The following is a 20,849-nucleotide window of genomic DNA, read 5'->3' as shown; positions in this document are numbered from 1 at the left end:
AGCACCCTCCTCGTAATGATCGGCCCAACTCCTAACGAACGCACGGATCTCAGGCTTCTACCGCCGGCTGCTCGCGCTGTCACGTGCGTCTATCCGCCTCGATCGCCCGCCGGAAGGCGGGATCTGCACCTGAGGTCTGCCCGACTGCAAGTGGCGGCTTATACGGGATGAAGCCGCATGCCGTGGTCCGGCGCAGAACGCCGAGGCAGTCTTGCGTCGACCGAAGGATCACATCGGCTCCTCGACAAACTGCACACCGAAGATTGCACCGGCTGCGTTGTATTGGGCCACGCCAGGGTGGGTCGAATACACGATGAGGACAGAGGGAGGATCGGCAGGGACCTCGTGCGCGGGCCAGATTGCAAAATTCGTCGCCTTGGGGTGAGACAGCAGGCTCAGTTCGCGCCGCACGCCGAGGGCAGCCCGAGCCATCGCTTTACTAAAGTCGCTGTTCTTGCATTCGACGGCTAGGGCGATCACGTCATGCCCCGGGTAACCAGTAGTTCCTGTTGGGACGACTACCACGTCAAGCTCGTGGCGATGGGCGGCCGTTGGGGTACCAGAAGAGTAGGTCTTCGAGTAACTGAAAGTTGCGAACTCGACGTCCGTCCAAACCTCGAATACCGACACGCCGTTCTTTCGCAGCTCGAAGTGAGGGTAGCTCGGGTTGATCGGCCCAGGCGATGACTTTAGGTGAACTTTCGAGCTGCCGATCAAGTGGACTGTGAATCCCTCGTCCACCTCGAGCCGCTGAAGTACCAGGGAGAGGATCCAAGCCTCGTACATCTTCCCAGACGTAAGCGACGGCGCGATGACGCTGGTCGATGGAACTGCTGCGGCATACTTCGCAAAAATCTTATCGGCCGCTGCCTTGGCTTCGGTAAGGGTCAAGTTCATCCGCTTGCCCGATCCTCGCGGACGCGGCTTAGTAGTTCCTCCAGTTCGCCGACGAGCTCGTCCAGAGCAGTAGATCCAACCAACTCAACTGTCCGAATATCGCCGAAAGAGGCGCGGTCTTGATCCTGTATGTCTACAACGATGCCGGTGACCCCGGTCCCGGTCGGCGACTGGAAGTTGCGGTAAACCTCCATGGTTCGGCGCGCTGCCCCAGCGCTCTCCAGAATCATCTCCTGGCGCAGAGCCAACAGGTACGACTCAACATCCTCGCTTGACCCCCGGGAGTCATTCAATCGTTGAGCCTCGACGATCCGGACGTCGAGATCACCGCGGCCCGCGACCTGAAGTGCTACACGGACATGCCTGTAAAAGGCCTCGTAGTCGCCCTGATCCATGAACCCAATCCTCCGGCACCGCCTGCGTCCGCGTCACCACCTTCGGTCGATTTAGCCGCAAATGCCGACTGAGTCTTCACGAACGCGTCGATCCGCCGCGATCCAATCATCGACCGACTTGTCCGACTATCGCCGAGATTCGTCGTCGTACACGGGAGCGGCAGGTCTCGAAGTCACCTGCTTGTCTCAAGCGGCTGCTTCCTCGATAGCGGCCAGGACCTCGCCGATCCACACCCGGACCTGCCTGTAGCCAAGTGCCCGATGGAGGGCTGGCAGCCACCGTAGGGAGGGTCGAGCTGTCGAAGCCCGGCTCCGAGTTCAACTGCTTCTCAACAAAGGACCCGCATCGTCTTTCCTGCGCTCGAGCACGTTGCGCTACAGCCGGAGGTCTCGGCGAGATGGATATCTATGGTGCCGTCGGTGGGCAGGGTCAAGTCCTCGTAGTGGTGGGCGCTGCGTGCTCCTCGATGAGGTGTCAGGCGGTCAGCCCGGGGGTGATCACGTCAGCTTCTCATCGCTCACACGCCGACCGGCGACGTGAGCAAGAATTCGGTGCGCCAGACCGCCGCGTTTCGGCTCGCATCCGGGCGGGCGAGGTCTGGCACGATCGATAGCATGACCTCGAACGCGGGAGACTTCAGCCCTGAGCTCTTCGACCTGCTCCAGACGCACCTCTCCGCGGGGCAGGTCGTACACACGTTGGGGGATCACCGGCCGAACCGCATCGTCGCGATCTCCGAGGCTGGACTGAGCGTCGAGACCGAGAAGACTCGGGCTGCCGCCATGGGCCCCCAGCTCGTGCCAGCTTGGATGTTCGAGGCGGCGTGGAAGCGATTGGTCGGGCGAGGCCGCCTGACCAACGCCGAACTGGTGTCGTCGGACGATCTCAACGTCAAGCGCTCGTCGGTTGTCTGCGCCGTGCTGGCCGAGCTGCCTGAGGTGAGCGTGACCACCAAACCGATCGTTCTGACCTATCAGAACTGATGCGTGCCCCCGGCTACCAAACCGACGGCTCGAGTCGGGCCCGGCTTCTAGAGTCGCACCATGGCTCGAGGCGACACCGAGAACGCGTTCTTGGCCGCGGCTGCCGAGGACGGTATCCGGTTGGTCCGGGCCCGCGTCCCGTGGATCAATCAGCGAGGCCACTTCGGTCTGCCTCCCGAAGCGGCCTCCGCGATCGAGCCGATGTCTCAGATCTTCACTTCTCTCGACGGCATCGCCGCGGAGCAATCGGCCAAGCGACTCACCTCGTTGCCGGGGGACTTCCTGCACCCGGACTCAGGGACGTTCATCGAGATTGACGAGCACCAGCACTTCACCACCTGGCGCCTGGCAACGCTGGGTCTCTACCCCCCGGACGTCGACCTTGGGTTCGATATCGGTGAGTACCGCGAGCTCTGCCGCATCTGGTCGTTCAAGGCCGACCGCTACCGACCGGGCAAGCCGGCCGTGGGCTTCGGCGCAGGTGGACGTCAGCGTCAGCGGGCCTACAACGACGCGCTCCGCGACCTTGCAACCCCCGCGATGGGGTTCAACGGCGTCGTACGCGTCGCGGCACCCGAGCGAGATGGTGAGGCTGCCTACCTTCGGGTGCGCGATCGGCTCGCCCATCTCCGAGATTAAGCTCGTACGGCCGCACCCATCTCCCGGGGAGCGGGCCGTTCCCTGACGTCGACGCGCTCGGACCACCAGTTTTATGGCACATCGACAGAAACCTGGCGCCGCACAGCGTTTCCGCCGGCCTCTGTAGCGAACTCAGGCACGAGTTCTGATCCCGTGACAGGTCGCGGCTCACCAGTCCTTGGCCGACGGCACGGGCCGCATCATCGCTTCCAAGTCGTCGGTCTTGATGCGGATCGTCTTGCCGCAGCGGTAGGCGCGCAGCTCACCGGCGGCGATCTTGCGACGGATGGTCTTGGCGGACAAGCTCACCCAGACGGCAGCGCCCGTGATGCTCAGCCAGCGCGGACGCTCCTCCGCGGACCCCGCAGCGGCGGTCATCTCACTCCCCTGCCTTGAGGAAGCGGCGCAGCTCGGCGACGGTCGTGTAGAGACGTCCGTTGCCGTTGAAGCGCCACCAGCGTGGACCGCGCCTGAGGCGACGCCATTCGCGGACGGTGCGCTGCGGCGTACGGATGAAGGCGCAGAACTCCTCGAACATGAGGATGTGGTTGTCGTACCACTCGTCGGGGACGCCCAGCGGCTTGATGCTCATCGATGACTCCCTTGGGTTGACGAGCGACCGACGTCGGCCGCTCCAGTCACCTATGTGCGATAGGCGGTTCGCAGCGATCAGGTCCGAGCAGCGATGTCAGCGACCGACGCCCCGGACACGTTGCTGAGCACCTGTTGTCGGCCGAATCTCGGATCGGTCGCGCCCGAGCGGCCTCGGCGCTGGGGTCCAGGATTCGTCGGGGAGACGGGTGCCATAGCGGTCGATGTCCTCGTCGACTCGGGTCGCGGCGTGGCCAGGGCCGAGGTCGGCGCGGTCGCGGCCGAAGACCTCGATCCACTGCCGGCGTGCGTCGTCGAGGGTGTCGGCGACGAGGTGGGCGACGTTGTTGTGGCGGCCGCGGGTCATGGCGACGTACGCCGCGGCGGCACCGGTGTGCTCGCCGACGACGAGGTGGGCGAAGTCGACGGTCTGGCCCTGGGCGCCGAAGGCGGTGGTGGCGAAGGCGAGCTCGACGTGGTCGCTGACGTAATCGCGAGGCAGCGTTCGTTGTCCGCCGTGACCGACGACGAACAGGCCGCCGTCGTCACCGATGCCGGCGACGGTCCAGACGTCGCGGTTGGCGACGCCGAGGTCGCGGTCGTTGCGCCGGGTGGCGACGCGGTCGCCGAGTCCGATCCGTTCGCCGCGCCGGGTGACGGGCTCACCGACGTGCTCGCCGTCGGGCTGTCGCCTGTCGCGGATGGCGGCGTTGATGTCCGCGACCTGTTCACGGGTGTCGGCGATGATCAGTTCGTCGCCGCGGGCACCGGTGTCGGCGACGGCGGCGGTGCGTTCGACGACGCTGGCGTGCACGACGATCTGCCCGCGTTCGAGGAGGGCGTCGAACACGGCGGCGGGGTGTTCCCCGGTGCGCATCAGGAGGCTGAGGTCGGCGTACGTCTCGTCGCTGAAGCGGTGGACGGACTCGAGCTCGAAGTGCGCCTCGGGCGGCGCCCATCGGACGGCGAGGTCGAGGACACCGCCGCGGCCGACGGCGGGGAGCTGGTGGCGGTCGCCGAGAAGCGCGATGGTGACACCGGCGTGGTCGGCGATCGCGAAGAGCGCGCGGGCGGTGTCCTGGTCGAGCATGCCGGCCTCGTCGACGAGGAGTACGTCGCCGGGGAGCAGCCGCGCTCGTGCGTCGGGCGCGGCGTCGACGCGTGACCAGCGGCCGTCCTCGTCCCACCGGAAGCCGTGTTGGTGGATCAGTTTCGCGGCTGAGAAGGCGTCGGCGCCGACCTGTTGCTGTGCGGCTTGGGCAGCCTTGAGGGTGGGGGTGACGACGACGAGGCGACGGTCCTGGAGCTCGAGCGCGCGGTGCGCGGCGGCGAGGGTTGTGGTCTTGCCGGTGCCGGCGGCTCCTTCGATGACGAGTGTGCCGGCGCGGCCGGCGAGTGCGCCGACGACGTCGCGTTGTGCGGCGTCGAGCTGCCCCCCGCGGACGGTGACGGGCTCGACCGGTTGCAGTGCGCGGGCGGCGATGGCGTCGATGAGGTCGGCCTCGACGGCGAGGACGTGGTCGGAGGTGAGGTTGCGGATGTGGTCGGGGACGTCGGTTCGGTCGCGCAGGGTGCGGCAGGTGCTGACAGCTCTAGCGGTGATGTCCCCAGCGAGCTCGACGCGTGCGGGTCGCTCGGCGACGAGTCCGATGGAAGCGATGACCTTCTCAGCCTCGCCGCGGAGGTCGGCGGCGTTCCAGGACGATCGCTTGGAACCGAGTCGGGTGACGATGAGTTCGGCGACGGCGTCGCGTCGTACTTGGCCGATCGTCGCCGCCTTCGCGACGGATGGTTCATTGGGAGGTCGGAAGCCGAGGTCGTGGAGTTCGTCGTTCCAGCGCCGGACGAGGTCGGCGCCGTCGGCGGGTGCGACCTTGTCGGGGCGGGCGTCGGCCCAGGCGCGTCGGTCCCACGAGCGGCGCAGCTTCGGTCCCGGCTCGTGCCCGGGGTTGTCGGCGCGCCACTCGGCTTCGTAACGGTCGACGTTGCGGCCGATCTGCGAGGCGCGCTGGCTGAACCGTCCGGCGTACGGCGTGAGCTCGTTGATCTCGCCGGCGTCGTCGAGGGTGTAGCCGCGGGCGGCGAGTGCGGCACGGAACTGCGGGTCGCACATGACGGCGGCGTGGCCGATGCCGTTGAGCGCCTCGATGGAGTCGACGACGCCGACGGAGTGGAGGCCGCGCCACGCGCCGCGCGCGAACACGCGGGCGTTGATCTGGAGGTGGAGGTGTCGGTGCGGGTCGCCGGCGCGGGAGGTGTAATGCCGGACGAGCGCGGCATCGATCTTCTCAACCGGCACTTGGACCTGTCGACCGCGTGGTCCGATGCGCGTCGTCGCGTGCTGTGCGACCCAGCTGATGACCTCGCCGGCGGCGCGCGTCTGCGCGTCCTCGTAGGCGTCGGCGATGTCGGGATGGAGCGCGGCGGCGAGCGACCAGGTCTTGGGTCCGTTGACGACGACCTCGACGAAGCGGAGCGCGTGGTCGTCGTCGCGCAGTCGACCCTTCGCCTGGCCGGTGGCGAGGTCGTACCCGGCGACCCAGCGCTCGTAGCTGGCGCCGTCGAGGTCGCCGCATCGTTCGGTGCGCACGCCATCGTCGCCGACGACGACCGAGTAATGCTCGGCGACGCCGGTGCCGTCGGCGAGGTAGTAGTCGTCGGCGCGGGAGTGGTCGGCCTCGACGTAGGAGCGCGCGGCGGCTGCGGACCCGCGGTAGAACTTCACTCCACCGTGCATGATGTGGCCGTCACCGCCCGTCACGTCTCGTCAAAGGCCCCTGAAATGACGCTGGTCCGTCCCCGGGGGGACGGACCTTCTACGGAACTTCGTAGCATGCGTGCCGCTGCTTTGAGAGGGCTGGGGAGGGCGTCGACCTTGGTCTATTCAGGCTTCGTCAACGGACGTCAATGACGATCCGATCGACGGCTTGGATGAGCGCGCCGGACGGACCCTTTCAGAGGCTCAGGGAGTGGGCCAGGAGTGGGTGCGTGATTCGACGAGCCGCCGGATTGCCCATGCGGCAGAGTGGTCCTTCGAGCGAAGGATGGCCTCAACCGGACGGCCATCAAGGACATCGAAGACCGCGATGCGAGCCAACCGAATACCTGGAAGAAGGTCTTTCACAGCGTCGTAGAAGGCACGTTGGCGCCACCGCGGCGACCCCACACCGATGAAGTCTCCCGGCGCGGATGCTGTGCCGAAGAAGCGGGGTGCGGATGCGTTGGTCCAGCGCCCGCCCGAGATGAACTTCCGTGCGAGGTCGGCCTCATGAACATGCGAATAGTCGCGATAGGCACTCACCCACGGGAGGCCTTCGGCCCAGGGAAATGACAGCGTCGTTGCGCGGTACCGGTTGAAGTGTTGCTCCTCGTCAAGCTCGACGATGAGGGGGCCATCGTTGGTGGAAACACAAAGATCGAACGCGCCGGGCCGTGCTTGATGCAGCATGTCTGGGTTCCCATTCAGAGCCCGATAGACCTCGTTGATCCGGACTCTCGCGACGTCGGGAACTTCGTTGATCCTCGGCCTCGGCGGTCGCTCAGCGGCTATGAGGCCGCCCGCTTCCAGCAACTCGGAGAGCGCTGTGGCACGAGCGCCCGTCCGCGTCATCGGTCATCCTGAGCTGCTGGCGTTGCGGCCTCCAGGGCAGCTGTCACGGCTTCGAACTCGGCAAGTGCGGCCGTCAGGTCCTCGACAATCTCCCGGGCAATCACCTCGGGCGCTGGAAGGTTGTCCATGTTCTCGAGCGACTCATCGCGAAGCCAGGTGATGTCGAGATTGACCTTGTCACGTGCGATCAGCTCGTCGTAGCCGAAGGACCGCCAGCGGCCGTCCTCGCCGCTCTCGACCCGCTCGTCCCGCACCTTGCTCGGAAGGTACCACTCGACGAACTCGTCGAGGTGGTGGCGCCGCAGTGGGTTCTGTTTCAGCGTGAAGTGCTGATTGGTCCGCAGGTCGTAGACCCACAGCTTCTTCGTCCACGGCTCCTCCGACGCCGGCTTCTTGTCGAAGAACAGCACGTTGGCTTTCACGCCTTGGGCGTAGAAGATGCCGGTCGGAAGCCGCAGCATGGTGTGCAGGTCGAAGTCGGCCAGGAGCTTGCGGCGCAGCGTCTCGCCGGCGCCGCCCTCGAAGAGCACGTTGTCGGGGAGGACAACGGCCGCACGGCCGTTGATGTCCAGGATCGTCATGATGTGTTGCAGGAAGTTGAGCTGCTTGTTGGATGTCGTGACGACGAAGTCCTGCCGCTCGATCTCGGTGTCCTCACGCACCTCACGACCATCGGCGCCGACCATGGTCAGCGACGACTTCCGGCCGAACGGCGGGTTGGAGAGGACGACCGACCAACGCCTGCCCGGGTCAGCGATGAGTGCGTCCCGAACGTCGATGAGCGACTCACCGTCGGCGGAGCCGATCCCATGCAACAAGAGGTTCATCGCAGCAAGGCGAGCCGTGCCGTCGACGAGCTCATAACCGTTGGCGAACCGGTCACGGAGGTTATCGCGCTGGGTCGGTGTGAGGTGCTCAGCGTCCTTGGAGGCGTACTCGTGGGCGACGAGGAGGAAGCCACCGGTGCCACAGGCCGGGTCGACGACAGTGTCATCCGGCGTCGGCTGGATGACGTCGACGATCGCGTGGATCAAATCTCGCGGAGTGAAGTACTGCCCGGCTCCCGAGCCCTTGTCGGAAGCGCCCTTGGACAGCAGCTGTTCGTAGGCATCGCCCTTGATGTCGGTTCCGGAGGCCGACCACTGCTCCTGGTCGATGAGATCGACGATGAGCCGCTTAAGCTTGGCCGGGTCTTGGATCCGATTCTGTGCCTTGCGGAAAATCGTGCCGAGCGTCCCGGGCTGCTGCGCGAGACCGACGAGGATGCGGGTGTACTCGAACTCGAGTTGCGTGCCTTCGGCGTCGAGCAGCTTCTGCCACGAGTACTCCTCGGGCACGATCTGCTGCGGCTTCAACTTTCGGGTCGCTCGTTCGTGCGCCATCTTGAGGAACAACAGGTACGTCAACTGTTCGGTGTACTCGATGACGCCAACGCCGTCGTCGCGCAGGACGTTGCAGTACGACCAAAGTTTGTCGACCAAGCGGCGACTGTCGATGCCGCTCACTGCGACTCCGGAGCGCGGTCGACCACGAGCAGCGGGCGCAGCGGCATCAACTCACGCCAGCGCGCTGGCAGCTGGTGGTAGTGCTCCAGCGTGAGGCGGGTGATGTCGGCCCCGCCGAAGAGACGGAGGTTCTGACGCTCTCGTTCGAGGTCGACCGCATCCTTGCTGAAGGTCCCGAGCGTCACGAACAACCCGACCTCGCCGGCGGAGAGCGTGCCGATCAGTTGCTGCACGTCGGGACGGCCCCGGCTTGCCGTGGTGTGCTTGCACTGCACCTTGATCAGTGGGGGCTCCAGCCCGAGCGGGTCCTTGTGCGCGAGTACGTCCACGCCGCCGTCGGCGCTGAACTGGGTGACCCGCGCCTGGTAGCCCATCGCCCGGAGCAGGTCCGCGGTGAAGTGCTCGAACTGCTCATCGCTGATCTCCTTGTGGAGCACCTTCACGATGAAGTCGCGTGTGTGCTGCTCGATCCGGTCGGCGTTCGGCTCGTCCTCAACCGCAGCCGCGGTTTCGTCAGACGGAACGACCACCTGGGGCACCGCAGCCTCGAAGGATTCGTCAGACGCCGCGTCGAGGAATTGTCGAAAGATGTCCGCGTGCTTGCGCACCCTGAACAGGGTCACGGCCGAGCCGATCTCGTAGAGGGCTGCCTGCGGGAACAGCCCACGCGCGACTCCCGTCTTGAGCCACCTGACCTTCCGCCGGTGCGGGTGTCGCGAAACCTGAGCGTCGTACTCGTAGTCGCCCTCGATGACGCCGAAGTTCAGTGTGCTGTCCGGCTTGTAGGGGGCGATGACCAGGTCGCCCACCTTCATTTCGAAGCCGAACCGGTATAGGACTCCAGTCCAGACGGGAACGGCTCCGGGCTTGATGGCCGGGAACGTCCGACGGACCAGGTCCTTGAGCCGTTCGCGGTCATCGCCGATGGTGTGGAGGTCCGGAATAGCCTCCCAACCGATGGAGATGAAGCCCCTCTCGACCAACTCGGCTCCGAGCGCGTCGTTGTGGATGCCCCACATGGTGGTGCTCATGCGTCGATCATCTCCTCGACTTTAGAGAGTTCACTCATCACGCCAGGCAGGCGCCCCAGGAAAGCGGCAGTCAGGAGTGAGCGTCGGAGAACCGCGCCCCGGTGCGCGGCCTTTCCCAACTCCTCCTCGAGCTTCGCCGCGGAGACGTCGACCTCCGCGACACGGCGTGCGAGCTCTTCACGCTCTGCGGCGGGTGGAACCGGGATCTCGATCGCCTTCACCAGGGTGAGATTGAGATTGGGCTGGACACCGCCCGCTGCCAACCGGCGAAGACCAGCGTAGTTGCCGTCGAGAACGAGGCGAACCCAAGGTCGAAGTGTGGGGTCGTGAAGCGTCACAGAGGCGCACGCCTGATTCGTGGTGGCGTCAATGGCGAGCTCTGCGGCGGTTCCGCGAGTCTTTCCCTCGCCGTACATCGCAATGAGTAGCGAGCCCGCGGGGACTACCTTCAGCGTGGTCTGCTCCAATGCCTGTTCGGTGACGAAGTTCTTCGCGTTTGTGATACGTCCCTGATGCAGGTCACCGCTGGTAATCCAAGGAATCGTTCCACCTTCGTAGAACGCCTTGTTTCCGCGAAGTGGCGTCATCCCGCTACCAATCCTCGCCAGGTCACCCAAGCGGTGGATCGTCACGCCCTCGGTCACCTTGGCCTCCGCGATTGCGGCGGCAAGCGCGACCTCCCGCAACTTTCCGAGTCGTCTCGCTGAGGTGCGAATTCCTGCCTCAGCGGCGTCGAGGCGGGAGAGGTGGTCTTCGACGATGGCGACGATACGGCGCTGCTCGCGGAGATCTGGCCACCGCAGCCGAGTATCGGCGAACCGCTTGGACGAGATCTCTTTGAAGGTCGTCCCACTCGCCCGAGCTTCAAGGTCGGGCCTCGCAGCTACCAGATACCAATAAAGATACTTCGAGTCGATCGTGTCGGGCGGAACGGCCGTCTTGCACCCTTGATTGGTACACATTTCGGTGCCGGCGATGGCAACGTAGCCCACAGGTGCGCGCGAGCTGACGATCACCGATCCGGCAGGGAACAATCGCGCGCTACACGATTCGTAGCCAGCCTGGCTCAGCGAGCGTTCACCTGCGGTCAACGTCTGTGATCGGTCCTTCGATAGGTCATTCGGCGTGATCCAGCGGATCTCACCACCCCAGTACTCGGGAACTCCCGTCTTCGGAGTCGCGCCTGACGCAATCCGGCACACCTCGCCAAGCGAAGCCTCCTGCCAGCCTTCGGGAAGAGTCACGCGGTGAGCTCCCGATTGAGTGCATCGATGAGCTCGCCAGCCTGGTCACCAAGGTCTCGCAGTACACCGTCGACACCACCACGTTCGGTGAACGGAGCTTCGTCGAGGTCGTCGACTGAAATGCCCGCGGAGGCTGCGATGACGGCGACCATGCGGTCGAGCCACCACCTCTCCGTCTCGGTGAACGTAACGCCCGCCTGTCCCTGCTGGGTGAGCCAGGCGACGTACCTCTCCTGAACTCGATCAGCGTAGGGGACGAGCTCATCGTCAACGCCAACGGTGAAGCGCAGCAGCGAGACGAGGTCGGTGAGGGAGTGACGGGTTCGAGTCCCGTTACTCCCTCGGTAGTTCGCCCCGAGTGCGACGTAGGCGTCCCAGATGAAGTCGGGCGTCCAGTTGTAGGGCGGCCGAGAGATGCGATCTGCGAGCTCCTGGATATCCGGGAAGGCGATACGGCGTTCCTTCGACTCCTGAATCACTTGAATGGCGGTGATCTCGGCGCGATGCTCCTCGAGGTAGGCCTTCCACGACTCGATGGTGGCCTTGGCTCGGTCTGTGTCGACCACGCCGTACGCATCGACCAGGGTGTCGGAGCTGACCTCGTCGATGACTCGGTCGTGTGCTCGGCGCAGCTCGATAATCCGAGTGCGGAGGTCGGGGTTTGCCGCGATCGGCTCAATGGCCGCATCCAGCAGGTCCTGGATGATCTCGACAGGATCGATCGACGGGTTTCGCTCGATCAACTTGGCCTGCTTGTCGGGGTCGACGGCGTCGACCAGCGCGCGGACGATGGTGCGGAGCGGCTGGCCGGCAACGCCGTCGAGCTCGGTGCGCTCTTCCGGGGCGAGCTGAGCTTCCAAAGCGGACAGGCGTGAGGCGAGAGTTGCGGTCTCAGCCTCGGTCAGGTTGAGGGTGGCGGCCTTGTCGAGGAGCTGCTTGAGGCTGATCGACTTGTCGCGGTTGAGTGGCGGCTCGACGTACTCGTGCTCGGTGACGCCGACTGCGTCGACGAGGACGAAACGGGTCTTGTTCTCCGCGTCCGGGGTGACGCCCTGGAAGGTGGCTTTGTCGATGGTGCGGGCGCCGCGACCCTTCATCTGCTCGAAGTACTGCGCCGAGCGGACGTCGCGCATGAAGAACACGCATTCCAGCGGCTTCACGTCCGTGCCTGTGGCAATCATGTCGACGGTTACCGCAATGCGAAGGGTCGGGCTGGTGCGGAAGGCCTGGAGCTGGCCCTTGGGGTCTCGGGCGTTGTAGGTGATCTTCGCGGCAAAGTCGTTCCCCTTGCCGAAGACCTCGCGGACGGTGGTGACGATCTCCTCGGCGTGTGCGTCGTCCTTGGCGAAGATGAGTGTCTTGGGCACCGTAAAGCGGCCGGGGAAGATCTCGATGAACAGCCGGTCGCGGAACGTCTCCAGGACCAACCGAATCTGGGACTTCGCGGTGACCGCTCGGTCGAGCTGCTTGCCGGTGTACTCCAGGTCCTCGTCGAGCTCCTCGAGCCGCTCGGCACGAGTACGGCGGTCGACCTTGGGCACGATAGTGCCGGCCTCGATCACCGACCCCTGCTCGCTGATCTCGGTCTTGATCCGGTAGACGTCGAAGTCGACGTTGACGCCGTCGGCGACCGACTGAGGGTAGGTGTATTCCGAGACGAGGTTCTGCCGAAAGAAGCCGAAGGTCTGCTTGCCCGGTGTCGCCGTGAGGCCGACGACGTGGGCGTCGAAGTACTCCAGCACGCGGCGCCACACGCCGTAGATGCTGCGGTGAGCCTCATCGACGATGACCAGGTCGAAGGCCTCCGGTGGGAGTTCTGGGCTGTAGCCGACCTCGACGGGAGCCTCGGGGACGAAGTCGTCGATCCCTTGGTCGTCGCCCTCGGGGACCTCTTCGTTCTTCAGGACCTTGAACACCCGCTGAATCGTGGAGATCGCGACCTTGGTGGAGTCAGGCATGCCGCCTCGGTTGAGCTTGGCGACGTTGTAGAGCTCGGTGAATCGGCGGCCATCGTCAGGCGTGCGGTAGTTCTGGAACTCCGCGAGCGTCTGCTCGGCGAGGTTGTTGCGGTCGACCAAGAACAGGATCCGGTTGAAGCCGCCCCACTTCAGCAGCCGGTAGGACTGGGTAACGGCGGTATAGGTCTTGCCAGCGCCCGTGGCCATCTGAACGAGGCTGCGGTCGAAGCGCTGCTCGGCGAGGCTCTTCTCGATGCCGTTGATCGCGGTGATCTGTGCGGGCCGCAGTGGAGCGATGTCCAACTCGGGAAGGTTGCGAATCCTCCCGCGCCATGTCGCGGTGTCGGGGTCGTCGTTGGCTGCTCGGATGGTTCGGGCGAGTGTTCCGGGTTTCGGGAAGTTGAAGATCGCCCGGGCTCGCGGCTCGGGATCAAAGCCGTTGGTGAAGTGGGTCTCGCCACCGGACGCCTCGAAGACGAACGGAAGTCGGCCGTCGGTGGTGAGCGCCTTGAGGCGTACGTCGGCCGGTAGGCCTTCGGCATACATCGCCGACTGCCACTCCACCCCCGATAGTGGCGTTCCCTGAGGCTTGGCCTCGATCACACCGACGACGGCCTTGTCGACGTAGAGCAGGTAATCGACCCGGCCGTGACCGGGCTTCATCACGACCTCCCGGACGGCGACGCCGTGGCCGGCGAAGAGATTGAGGTCCTTCTTGTCCTGGACCACCCAGCCGGCAGCCTCGAGCTGCTGATCGATGAGCACGCGAGCGCGCTGCTCAGCGGCGAGCCGATGTGCTTCATCCGAGGGGCTCATGATCCAGCAGGCTATCGAGAGGTCGACGGCGAGACAGCGGTTTGGCGACGGATCGCTGGATCCTCTCGACAGGCTCGCTGGATTCCTTTCCCCCTACAGTCCCCCTAGCGCCAAATCTCGAACCGAACCAGAGCACTCTTGAAATGAAAGAAACCGCAGGCTGACCTGCGGTTTCTCTGGTGGAGCCTACGAGACTCGAACTCGCAACCCCCTGCTTGCAAAGCAGGTGCGCTACCAATTGCGCCAAGGCCCCTCTTCCCGGGCGTCTCGTGACGGTCGCTGCGCGACCTCCTCGACGTCCGGGTGGATTCAGTTCTTGGGAAGCGTGTCGGTGGCCTCGGCCCACAGGGCCTGCTCGGCCTTGCTCTCCTGGAGCTTCTTGCCGGCGAGGATGACGCCGACGAGCCCGAAGATCGCGAGAAGAATCTTCTTCATGAACCGCTCCTCCTTCGAAGAAGCCCCGGTCCGCGGGGTGCGCGGCCGGGGCTTTCCGTGGGCCTAAGAGGACTTGAACCTCTGACCCCCACATTATCAGTGTGGTGCTCTAACCGTCTGAGCTATAGGCCCGGGTGACTCGCTGCTCTGGGTGGAAGCCCCGCGGCAGCAAGCCGAGGACAGACACTACCGGAGCGGGCGAGCGGGCGACAAAACGGGGCGGCGTCTGTACGCCCTCGCCCAGCGGCCGGCCTACTCGACGAACTCCGTCGGCTCAGGCGTCCTCGGCGAGGGTGATCTCGACGCCGCCGAGGAGGGCGGCGGACATGTTGTAGAGGAAGGCGACGAGGGTGGCCGCGGCGGTGATGAGGACGACGTCGATGGCGGCCACGAGCATGGTGAAGCCGAGGACGCGGCTGGTGCCGACATAGTCCTCGATCCGGAAGGAGGCGACGTCCTCGCCGCCGATGCCCTCCTGGATCGTGGAGTTGATCGAGTCCCAGACGCCGGCGGCGCCGAGGACCTGCCACACCATCGCCACCGAGACCACGGTGACGACGGCGAAGGCGATGGACAGCAGGAACGACGTCTTCATGACCGACCAGGGGTCGACCCGGGTCAGGCGCAGGCGGGCGCGGCGGGGGGTGCGGCCGCGGACCGCCGCCCCCGGACCAGGTACGGCGCCCGGCACAGCCGGCGGGACGGGCCCGGACGCGGAGGGCGCCGAGGGGGCGCCGGCAGGGCGGCCTGCGGCGGCCGCCGGCCGGACCACGGTGTCCTCGACGCGCTCGGTCATCAGCTCTCACTCTCTTCCCCGGGCGTCTCGTGACGGCCGTGGCCGGCCTCCTCGACGTCCGGGGCGCTGTCGGATCCCTCGATTGTGGCATCCGGATCCTGAACCGGCGATTCCGCCGATCCCTCACCGACGGCCTCGCCACCGCCGGCAGCGCCCTCCTCGTCGCCCTCCTCGTCGGTGTCCTTCGCCTCGACGGAGCGGGTGACGACGGCGACCGAGTCGCTGTTCTTGAGCTTCACGAAGGTCACGCCCTGGGTGGAGCGCCCGGTGGGCCGGAAGTCCTCGTTGATGGGGCTGCGCACGACCTGGCCGGACTGGGTGATGGACAGGACCTCGTCGCCGTCCACGACGATGAAGGCACCGACCAGCGAGCCGCGTTCCTCGTTGGCGAGCGCCATCGCCTTGATGCCGGTGCCGCCGCGACCCTGGGACTTGTACTCGGCGATCCGGGTGCGCTTGGCGTACCCGCCGTCGGTGATGGTGAAGACGTACTGGATGTTCTCGTCGCTGTCCTCGTGGGCCGCGTCCGCGGCGCGGATCGCCGTCATCGACAGCACCGCGTCGTTCGCGATCTTGAACTTCATGCCTGTGACGCCGGACGTCGCCCGGCCCATCGGCCGCAGCTGGTCGTCGTCCGCGTGGAAGCGGATCGACTGGCCCTTGCGCGAGACCAGCAGGATGTCGTCGTCGCCACTGACCAGCTCGGCGCCGATCAGCTCGTCGTCGTCGTCGCGGAAGTTGATCGCGATGACGCCGGCCTGGCGGGGGCTGTTGTAGTCGCCGAGGCGGGTCTTCTTGACCAGGCCCTTCTTCGTCGCGAGGACGAGGTACGGCGCCTGCTCGTAGTCGCGGATCGCCAGCACCTGGGCGATCGACTCGTCGGGCTGGAACGACAGCAGGCCGGCGACGTGGCCGCCCTTCGCGTCGCGGGAGGCCTCGGGCAGGTTGTAGACCTTGGTGCGGTAGACCCGACCGGCGGTGGTGAAGAACAGCAGCCAGTGGTGGGAGGTGGTCGAGATGAAGTGGTCGACCACGTCGTCGCCGCGCAGCGAGGCGCCGCGCACGCCCTTCCCACCGCGCTTCTGGGTGCGGTACTGGTCGGCCCGGGTGCGCTTGGCGTAGCCGCCGCGGGTGATCGAGACGACCTGGTCGTCGTCGGGGATCAGGTCCTCCATGGACATGTCGCCGGCGGCCGCGATGATCTGGGTACGCCGGTCGTCGCCGTACTTCTCGACGATCTCGCCGAGCTCGTCGATGACGATCTGCCGCTGGCGCGCGACATTGGCGAGGATGTCCTTGAGGTCGGCGATCTCGAGCTCGATCGCGGCGAGGTCGTCGATGATCTTCTGGCGCTGCAGGGCGGCCAGCCGGCGCAGCTGCATCTCGAGGATCGCGTCGGCCTGGAGCTCGTCGACGTCGAGCAGCTCCATCAGGCCCTGCCGCGCCTCGGCGACGTCGGGCGAGCGCCGGATGAGCGCGATCACCTCGTCGAGCATGTCGAGCGCCTTGACGAGACCGCGCAGGATGTGGGCCCGCTCCTCGGCCTTCCGCAGCCGGAACTCGGTACGACGGCGGATCACGTCGACCTGGTGCTCGACCCAGTTGCTGATGAACTGGTCGATGCTCAGCGTCCGCGGTACGCCGTCGACCAGGGCCAGCATGTTGGCCGAGAAGTTGGTCTGCAGCTCGGTGTGCTTGAGCAGGTTGTTGAGGACCACCCGGGCGACGGCGTCGCGCTTGAGCACGATGACGATGCGCTGGCCCACCCGCGAGGAGGTCTCGTTGCGGACGTCGCTGATGCCCTGCACCTTGCCGGCGTCGGCGAGCTCGGCGATCTTCACGAGCAGGTTGTCGGGGTTGACCATGTAGGGCAGGTCGGTGATCACCAGGACGGTGCGACCGGACTTGTCCTCGTCGACCTCGATGATCGCGCGCTGGGTGACCGAGCCGCGGCCGGTGCGGTAGGCCTGCTCGATGCCCTCGCGGCCCACGATGAGCGCGCCGTTGGGGAAGTCGGGGCCCTTGATCCGCTCGATGAGGGCGTCCTGCAGCTCCTCGCGGGTGGCGTCGGGGTGCTCGAGCGCCCAGGTGGCGCCCTGGGCGACCTCGCGCAGGTTGTGGGGCGGGATGTTGGTCGCCATGCCGACCGCGATGCCGGCCGAGCCGTTGACCAGCAGGTTGGGGAACCGGGCCGGCAGGATCGTCGGCTCCTCGGTCTTGCCGTCGTAGTTCGGGGTCATGTCGACGGTGTCCTCGTCGATGTCCCGGACCATCTCCATGGCCAGCGGCGCCATCCGGCACTCGGTGTACCTCATGGCCGCGGCCGGGTCGTTGCCCGGCGAGCCGAAGTTGCCCTGGCCGCTGACCAGCGGGTTGCGCATCACCCACGGCTGGGCGAGGCGGACCAGGGTGTCGTAGATCGCCGAGTCGCCGTGGGGGTGGTAGTTACCCATCACGTCGCCGACGACGCGGGCGCACTTGTTGAAGCCGCGCTCGGGGCGGTAGCCGCCGTCGTACATGGCGTAGAGGACGCGGCGGTGGACCGGCTTCAACCCGTCGCGCACGTCGGGCAGCGCGCGGCCGACGATGACCGCCATCGCGTAGTCGATGTAGGAGCGCTTCATCGACTCCTGCAGGTCGACGGGCTCGATCCGCCCGCCGCCGAAGCCGTCGCCCGGGTTGCTCTGCGTCTCAGTCACGATTGCTCTCTCTGAGTTATTCTACGTCTGTCTAAGAAGATCGGTAGAGATCCGGATACATCGCCAGAGGTCTCGAGACGGTCGCCGCGCGACCTCCTCGAGCACCGACTCAGATGTCGAGGAACCTGACGTCCTTGGCGTTGCGCTGGATGAAGGAGCGGCGCTGCTCGACGTCCTCGCCCATCAGGATCGAGAAGATCTCGTCGGCCTGGGCCGCGTCCTCGAGGGTGACCTGCAGCAGCACCCGCTGGTCGGGGTCGAGCGTGGTGTCCCACAGCTCGTCGGCGTTCATCTCGCCCAGACCTTTGTAGCGCTGGATCGGTGCGTCCTTGGGCAGCTTCTTGCCCTGCTCGAGACCGTCGCGCATCAGCGCGTCGCGCTCGGCGTCGGAGTAGACGAACTCGTGCTCGTGCGGCTTGTTCCACTTGATCCGGTACAGCGGCGGCTGCGCGAGGTAGACGTGCCCGGCCTCGATGAGCGGGCGCATGAACCGGAACAGCAGGGTCAGCAGCAGCGTGTTGATGTGGTGGCCGTCGACGTCGGCGTCGGCCATCAGCACGATCTTGTGGTAGCGCAGCTTGTCGATGTCGAACTCCTCGTGCACGCCGGTGCCGAGGGCCGAGATGATCGCCTGGACCTCCTGGTTGGCCAGGACCTTGTCGATGCGGGCCTTCTCGACGTTGAGGATCTTGCCGCGGATCGGGAGGATCGCCTGGATCCGGTTCTCGCGACCCATCACCGCCGAGCCGCCGGCCGAGTCACCCTCGACGATGAAGACCTCGCACTCCTCCGGGTTGCGCGAGCTGCAGTCGCGCAGCTTGCCGGGGAGACCGCCGCCGCCGAGCAGGCCCTTGCGGTTGCGGGCCAGGTCGCGGGCCTTGCGGGCCGCGATCCGTGCGGTCGCCGCGGCCTGCGCCTTGCGGATGATCTCCTTGCCCTCGTTGGGGTTCTGCTCCAGCCAGGCGCCGAGCTGGTCGTTGACGGTCGACTGGACGAAGCCCTTGGCCTCGGTGTTGCCGAGCTTGGCCTTGGTCTGGCCCTCGAACTGCGGCTCGGAGATCTTCAGGCTGATGATCGCGGTGAGACCCTCGCGGATGTCGTCGCCGGTGAGCCGGTCCTCCTTCTTCTTGATCAGGCCCCACTCCTCGCCCCACCGGTTGACCAGGGAGGTGAGCGCCGCGCGGAAGCCCTCCTCGTGGGTGCCGCCCTCGGGGGTGTTGATCGTGTTGGCGAAGGTGTGGACCGACTCGTTGTACGACGACGCCTGCCACTGCATCGCGAGCTCGAGGCTCATCGGGTTGCCGGCGTCGACCGGCGTCTCGTCCTCGAAGGCGATGATCGAGCTGATCGTCTGCTTGCTGCGGTTGAGGAAGTCGACGTAGTCGGCCAGGCCGCGCTCGTACTGGAAGACCTGCTCCAGCGCCTTGTGCCCGTCGACGTCGACCGCATGCACCGCGGACGCCGCCACGGCCACGCCGGCGGCCTCGTCGACCGTTCCGTCCTCGACCGCGTCGGCGATCTCCTCGGCCTTGGGGCGGGCGTCGCGCAGCTCGATGCGCAGGCCCTTGTTGAGGAAGGCCATCTCGCGGAACCGGGCCGAGATCGTCTCGAGGTTGTAGTCGGTCGTCTCGAAGATCTCGGACGAGGCCGACCAGGTGACCGTGGTGCCGGTGCTCTCGTCCTCCGCCAGCGGCCGGACCTGGCGCAGGTCGAAGTCGGGGACGCCGAGCGAGAAGTCCTGCTCCCACAGGTAGCCGCGGTTCTTGATCTCCAGGCGCAGGCTGGTGGAGAGCGCGTTGACGACCGACGAGCCGACGCCGTGGAGGCCACCGGAGACCTTGTAGCCGCCGCCGCCGAACTTGCCGCCCGCGTGGAGCACGGTGAGGGCGAGGGTGGCGGCCGGCAGCTCCTGTCCGGGCGCGGTGTCGGTGGGGATGCCGCGGCCGTTGTCGGCGACGCTGATCGAGCCGTCGGCGTTGAGGGTGATCTTGATCGTGTCGCAGTAGCCGGCCAGCGCCTCGTCGACCGCGTTGTCGACGATCTCCCAGATCAGGTGGTGCAGGCCGCGCTCGCCGGTGGAGCCGATGTACATGCCGGGCCGCTTGCGGACCGCCTCGAGGCCTTCGAGGACCTGGATCGCCGAGGCGTCGTACTCGCCCGTCGCGGCGGGGACCTGGGGCTCGACCTCGGGGGACTGGTCGTCAGTGGACACGCGGGACCTCATTCACTTGAAGGCATGGCGAAGGCCGAGTCAGGCGTCCCGAGACGCGTTCCCGGCCGATAACCCATTCTAGCCTTCTGAGAGCCTCGGGACACGTGTCGCGGCCCGGTCTGGGGACAACTGTGGGTGAAATACGGCCGCAGGCGGCCCAGAAAGGCCGATCGGAGCGCCTGGCAGGCCACCGACTGGGGGCAGTACGACGACAGCGCCGTTTCGAGGCCCCACGGGCGGGTCCGTCAGCCGCGGGGCGCCCCGGCGACGGCGATCACCTCGGCGACCCGCTCGGCGAGCTCGGGAACCGCCGGGACGGAGGCGACCCGGGTGAGCCGGGCGAAGCTGTCGTCCGCGGCGCCGAGATAGGCCTCGAAGCGCAGCAGGCCCCCCTCGTCGTCGATCCAGTACCGGGTCCGCGACCCGGTGGCGTCGGCACCCTCGCTGGCCGGCCGCGGCCCGCTGAACACCGAGACCGCGGTGCCGTCGACCTCGTCGCGGCGCAGGAAGCGCGCCGAACCCTGCTGGATCAGCGCGGGGTTCTCCGGGCGGTCGGAGCCGAGGTTCAAGGCGAGCAGCAAGAAGATGTCCTGGGCGACGCCGGTCGTCACCGCCCGGGTGGTCCACGCGGCCTGGTCCGGAGCGGGCTGTCCCTCGGCCGCGGGCGGCGCGGTGGTCACGATGGCCGTGCTCCAGCCGATCAGCCGCTCGCTGCCCTCCCACCGCGTGCGCCCCCACGCCCGGCCGGCCCGGACGTCCAGGGTCGCCTCGATGGTCGCCTTCTCCTCGCCGGGGAAGTCCATCCGCACCGGGACCGTCTGGTCCTGGTAGAGGCGGAACCGGGTCACCGCCAGGAGCTGTGCCTCCTCGCCGGTCAGCGCGCGCGGCCGCTCCGTCCTCTTGTCCTTCGCGTCGGCGCCGCATCCCACGGTCGTGAGGACCGGGGTGAGCACGGCGGCGACGAGCAGCGAGCGACGGGTCGACACGGGCACGGACCCGAGGGTAGGTGGAGCGCCCGATGCCGTGGTGGGGGGGGC

The 20,849-nt window shown here is 66.6% G+C and carries 17 protein-coding genes and 2 tRNA genes; 2 read left to right on the top strand and 17 right to left on the bottom strand.

Annotated features, from left to right (window positions below):
• Positions 1 to 228: 228 nt before the first annotated feature.
• Positions 229 to 897, bottom strand: a complete 669-nt coding sequence (locus ACUP6Y_RS00140) for a hypothetical protein (protein WP_462553562.1) — start codon at positions 895 to 897, stop codon at positions 229 to 231.
• On the bottom strand, positions 894 to 1,292 hold the full coding sequence (locus tag ACUP6Y_RS00135) for a hypothetical protein (RefSeq protein ID WP_462553561.1): 399 nt from the start codon (positions 1,290 to 1,292) through the stop codon (positions 894 to 896). Before ACUP6Y_RS00135 ends, ACUP6Y_RS00140 begins: the two co-directional genes overlap by 4 nt.
• Positions 1,293 to 1,907: 615 nt before the next feature.
• Here ACUP6Y_RS00135 and ACUP6Y_RS00130 point away from each other — a divergent pair.
• Both ACUP6Y_RS00130 and ACUP6Y_RS00125 read left to right on the top strand, forming a co-directional pair.
• The gene (locus ACUP6Y_RS00130; RefSeq protein ID WP_462553559.1) at positions 1,908 to 2,276 is read left to right on the top strand and encodes a hypothetical protein; all 369 of its coding nucleotides are present in this window, start codon (positions 1,908 to 1,910) and stop codon (positions 2,274 to 2,276) included.
• 60 nt (positions 2,277 to 2,336) lie between these two features.
• Positions 2,337 to 2,915, top strand: a complete 579-nt coding sequence (locus tag ACUP6Y_RS00125) for a hypothetical protein (protein WP_462553558.1) — start codon at positions 2,337 to 2,339, stop codon at positions 2,913 to 2,915.
• Positions 2,916 to 3,083: 168 nt separating this feature from the next.
• Here the strand turns inward: ACUP6Y_RS00125 and ACUP6Y_RS00120 are convergent, their stop codons facing one another.
• From ACUP6Y_RS00120 to ACUP6Y_RS00050, 15 genes are all read right to left on the bottom strand, one after another.
• Positions 3,084 to 3,293: an excisionase family DNA-binding protein gene (locus tag ACUP6Y_RS00120; protein ID WP_462553557.1), complete on the bottom strand. Its 210-nt coding sequence runs from the start codon at positions 3,291 to 3,293 to the stop codon at positions 3,084 to 3,086.
• Position 3,294: 1 nt separating this feature from the next.
• Entirely contained in the window at positions 3,295 to 3,507 is a 213-nt protein-coding gene (locus tag ACUP6Y_RS00115; RefSeq protein ID WP_462553556.1) for a hypothetical protein, read from the bottom strand.
• Between the two features lie 96 nt (positions 3,508 to 3,603).
• Complete coding sequence (gene mobF / locus ACUP6Y_RS00110) at positions 3,604 to 6,267, bottom strand: MobF family relaxase (protein ID WP_462553554.1); 2,664 nt, start codon at positions 6,265 to 6,267, stop codon at positions 3,604 to 3,606.
• A 201-nt stretch (positions 6,268 to 6,468) separates the two neighbouring features.
• Positions 6,469 to 7,116, bottom strand: a complete 648-nt coding sequence (locus ACUP6Y_RS00105) for a DUF7255 family protein (protein WP_462553553.1) — start codon at positions 7,114 to 7,116, stop codon at positions 6,469 to 6,471.
• Positions 7,113 to 8,621 carry a class I SAM-dependent DNA methyltransferase gene (locus ACUP6Y_RS00100; RefSeq protein ID WP_462553552.1) on the bottom strand — a complete coding sequence of 503 codons (1,509 nt, stop codon included), beginning with the start codon at positions 8,619 to 8,621 and terminating at the stop codon, positions 7,113 to 7,115. The genes ACUP6Y_RS00105 and ACUP6Y_RS00100 overlap by 4 nt, the downstream gene beginning before the upstream one ends.
• Positions 8,618 to 9,652, bottom strand: a complete 1,035-nt coding sequence (locus ACUP6Y_RS00095) for a restriction endonuclease (RefSeq protein WP_462553550.1) — start codon at positions 9,650 to 9,652, stop codon at positions 8,618 to 8,620. The genes ACUP6Y_RS00100 and ACUP6Y_RS00095 overlap by 4 nt, the downstream gene beginning before the upstream one ends.
• On the bottom strand, positions 9,649 to 10,896 hold the full coding sequence (locus ACUP6Y_RS00090) for a restriction endonuclease subunit S (protein ID WP_462553548.1): 1,248 nt from the start codon (positions 10,894 to 10,896) through the stop codon (positions 9,649 to 9,651). Before ACUP6Y_RS00090 ends, ACUP6Y_RS00095 begins: the two co-directional genes overlap by 4 nt.
• Entirely contained in the window at positions 10,893 to 13,670 is a 2,778-nt protein-coding gene (locus ACUP6Y_RS00085) for a type I restriction endonuclease subunit R (RefSeq protein WP_462553547.1), read from the bottom strand. The genes ACUP6Y_RS00090 and ACUP6Y_RS00085 overlap by 4 nt, the downstream gene beginning before the upstream one ends.
• 177 nt (positions 13,671 to 13,847) lie before the next feature.
• Positions 13,848 to 13,923 (bottom strand) — tRNA-Ala (locus tag ACUP6Y_RS00080).
• Positions 13,924 to 13,979: 56 nt separating this feature from the next.
• Entirely contained in the window at positions 13,980 to 14,105 is a 126-nt protein-coding gene (locus ACUP6Y_RS00075; RefSeq protein ID WP_462553546.1) for a DLW-39 family protein, read from the bottom strand.
• A gap of 58 nt (positions 14,106 to 14,163) precedes the next feature.
• Positions 14,164 to 14,237: transfer RNA gene (locus ACUP6Y_RS00070), tRNA-Ile, on the bottom strand.
• 142 nt (positions 14,238 to 14,379) lie between these two features.
• Positions 14,380 to 14,901, bottom strand: coding sequence for a DUF3566 domain-containing protein (locus ACUP6Y_RS00065; protein ID WP_462553545.1), 522 nt, complete (start codon positions 14,899 to 14,901; stop codon positions 14,380 to 14,382).
• On the bottom strand, positions 14,901 to 17,600 hold the full coding sequence (gyrA, locus tag ACUP6Y_RS00060) for a DNA gyrase subunit A (protein ID WP_462553543.1): 2,700 nt from the start codon (positions 17,598 to 17,600) through the stop codon (positions 14,901 to 14,903). Before gyrA ends, ACUP6Y_RS00065 begins: the two co-directional genes overlap by 1 nt.
• Positions 17,601 to 17,709: 109 nt before the next feature.
• On the bottom strand, positions 17,710 to 19,824 hold the full coding sequence (gene gyrB, locus ACUP6Y_RS00055; protein ID WP_462553542.1) for a DNA topoisomerase (ATP-hydrolyzing) subunit B: 2,115 nt from the start codon (positions 19,822 to 19,824) through the stop codon (positions 17,710 to 17,712).
• 233 nt (positions 19,825 to 20,057) lie between these two features.
• The gene (locus ACUP6Y_RS00050) at positions 20,058 to 20,804 is read right to left on the bottom strand and encodes a hypothetical protein (RefSeq protein ID WP_462553541.1); all 747 of its coding nucleotides are present in this window, start codon (positions 20,802 to 20,804) and stop codon (positions 20,058 to 20,060) included.
• Between the last annotated feature and the right edge of the window lie 45 nt (positions 20,805 to 20,849).

Source organism: Nocardioides sp. S5-5 (genome assembly GCF_054954065.1).
This window is presented reverse-complemented; position numbering and strand designations above follow the sequence as displayed.

Excerpts from the sequence above, each read along its gene's own strand:
- ACUP6Y_RS00115 (WP_462553556.1), bottom strand. The coding sequence starts at position 3,507 with ATGAGCATCAAGCCGCTGGGCGTCCCCGACGAGTGGTACGACAACCAC.
- ACUP6Y_RS00065 (WP_462553545.1), bottom strand. The coding sequence starts at position 14,901 with ATGACCGAGCGCGTCGAGGACACCGTGGTCCGGCCGGCGGCCGCCGCA.
- ACUP6Y_RS00085 (WP_462553547.1), bottom strand. The coding sequence starts at position 13,670 with ATGAGCCCCTCGGATGAAGCACATCGGCTCGCCGCTGAGCAGCGCGCT.
- gyrB (WP_462553542.1), bottom strand. The coding sequence starts at position 19,824 with ATGAGGTCCCGCGTGTCCACTGACGACCAGTCCCCCGAGGTCGAGCCC.
- ACUP6Y_RS00125 (WP_462553558.1), top strand. The coding sequence starts at position 2,337 with ATGGCTCGAGGCGACACCGAGAACGCGTTCTTGGCCGCGGCTGCCGAG.
- ACUP6Y_RS00140 (WP_462553562.1), bottom strand. The coding sequence starts at position 897 with ATGAACTTGACCCTTACCGAAGCCAAGGCAGCGGCCGATAAGATTTTT.
- ACUP6Y_RS00130 (WP_462553559.1), top strand. The coding sequence starts at position 1,908 with ATGACCTCGAACGCGGGAGACTTCAGCCCTGAGCTCTTCGACCTGCTC.
- ACUP6Y_RS00120 (WP_462553557.1), bottom strand. The coding sequence starts at position 3,293 with ATGACCGCCGCTGCGGGGTCCGCGGAGGAGCGTCCGCGCTGGCTGAGC.
- ACUP6Y_RS00135 (WP_462553561.1), bottom strand. The coding sequence starts at position 1,292 with ATGGATCAGGGCGACTACGAGGCCTTTTACAGGCATGTCCGTGTAGCA.
- ACUP6Y_RS00075 (WP_462553546.1), bottom strand. The coding sequence starts at position 14,105 with ATGAAGAAGATTCTTCTCGCGATCTTCGGGCTCGTCGGCGTCATCCTC.
- ACUP6Y_RS00105 (WP_462553553.1), bottom strand. The coding sequence starts at position 7,116 with ATGACGCGGACGGGCGCTCGTGCCACAGCGCTCTCCGAGTTGCTGGAA.
- ACUP6Y_RS00095 (WP_462553550.1), bottom strand. The coding sequence starts at position 9,652 with ATGAGCACCACCATGTGGGGCATCCACAACGACGCGCTCGGAGCCGAG.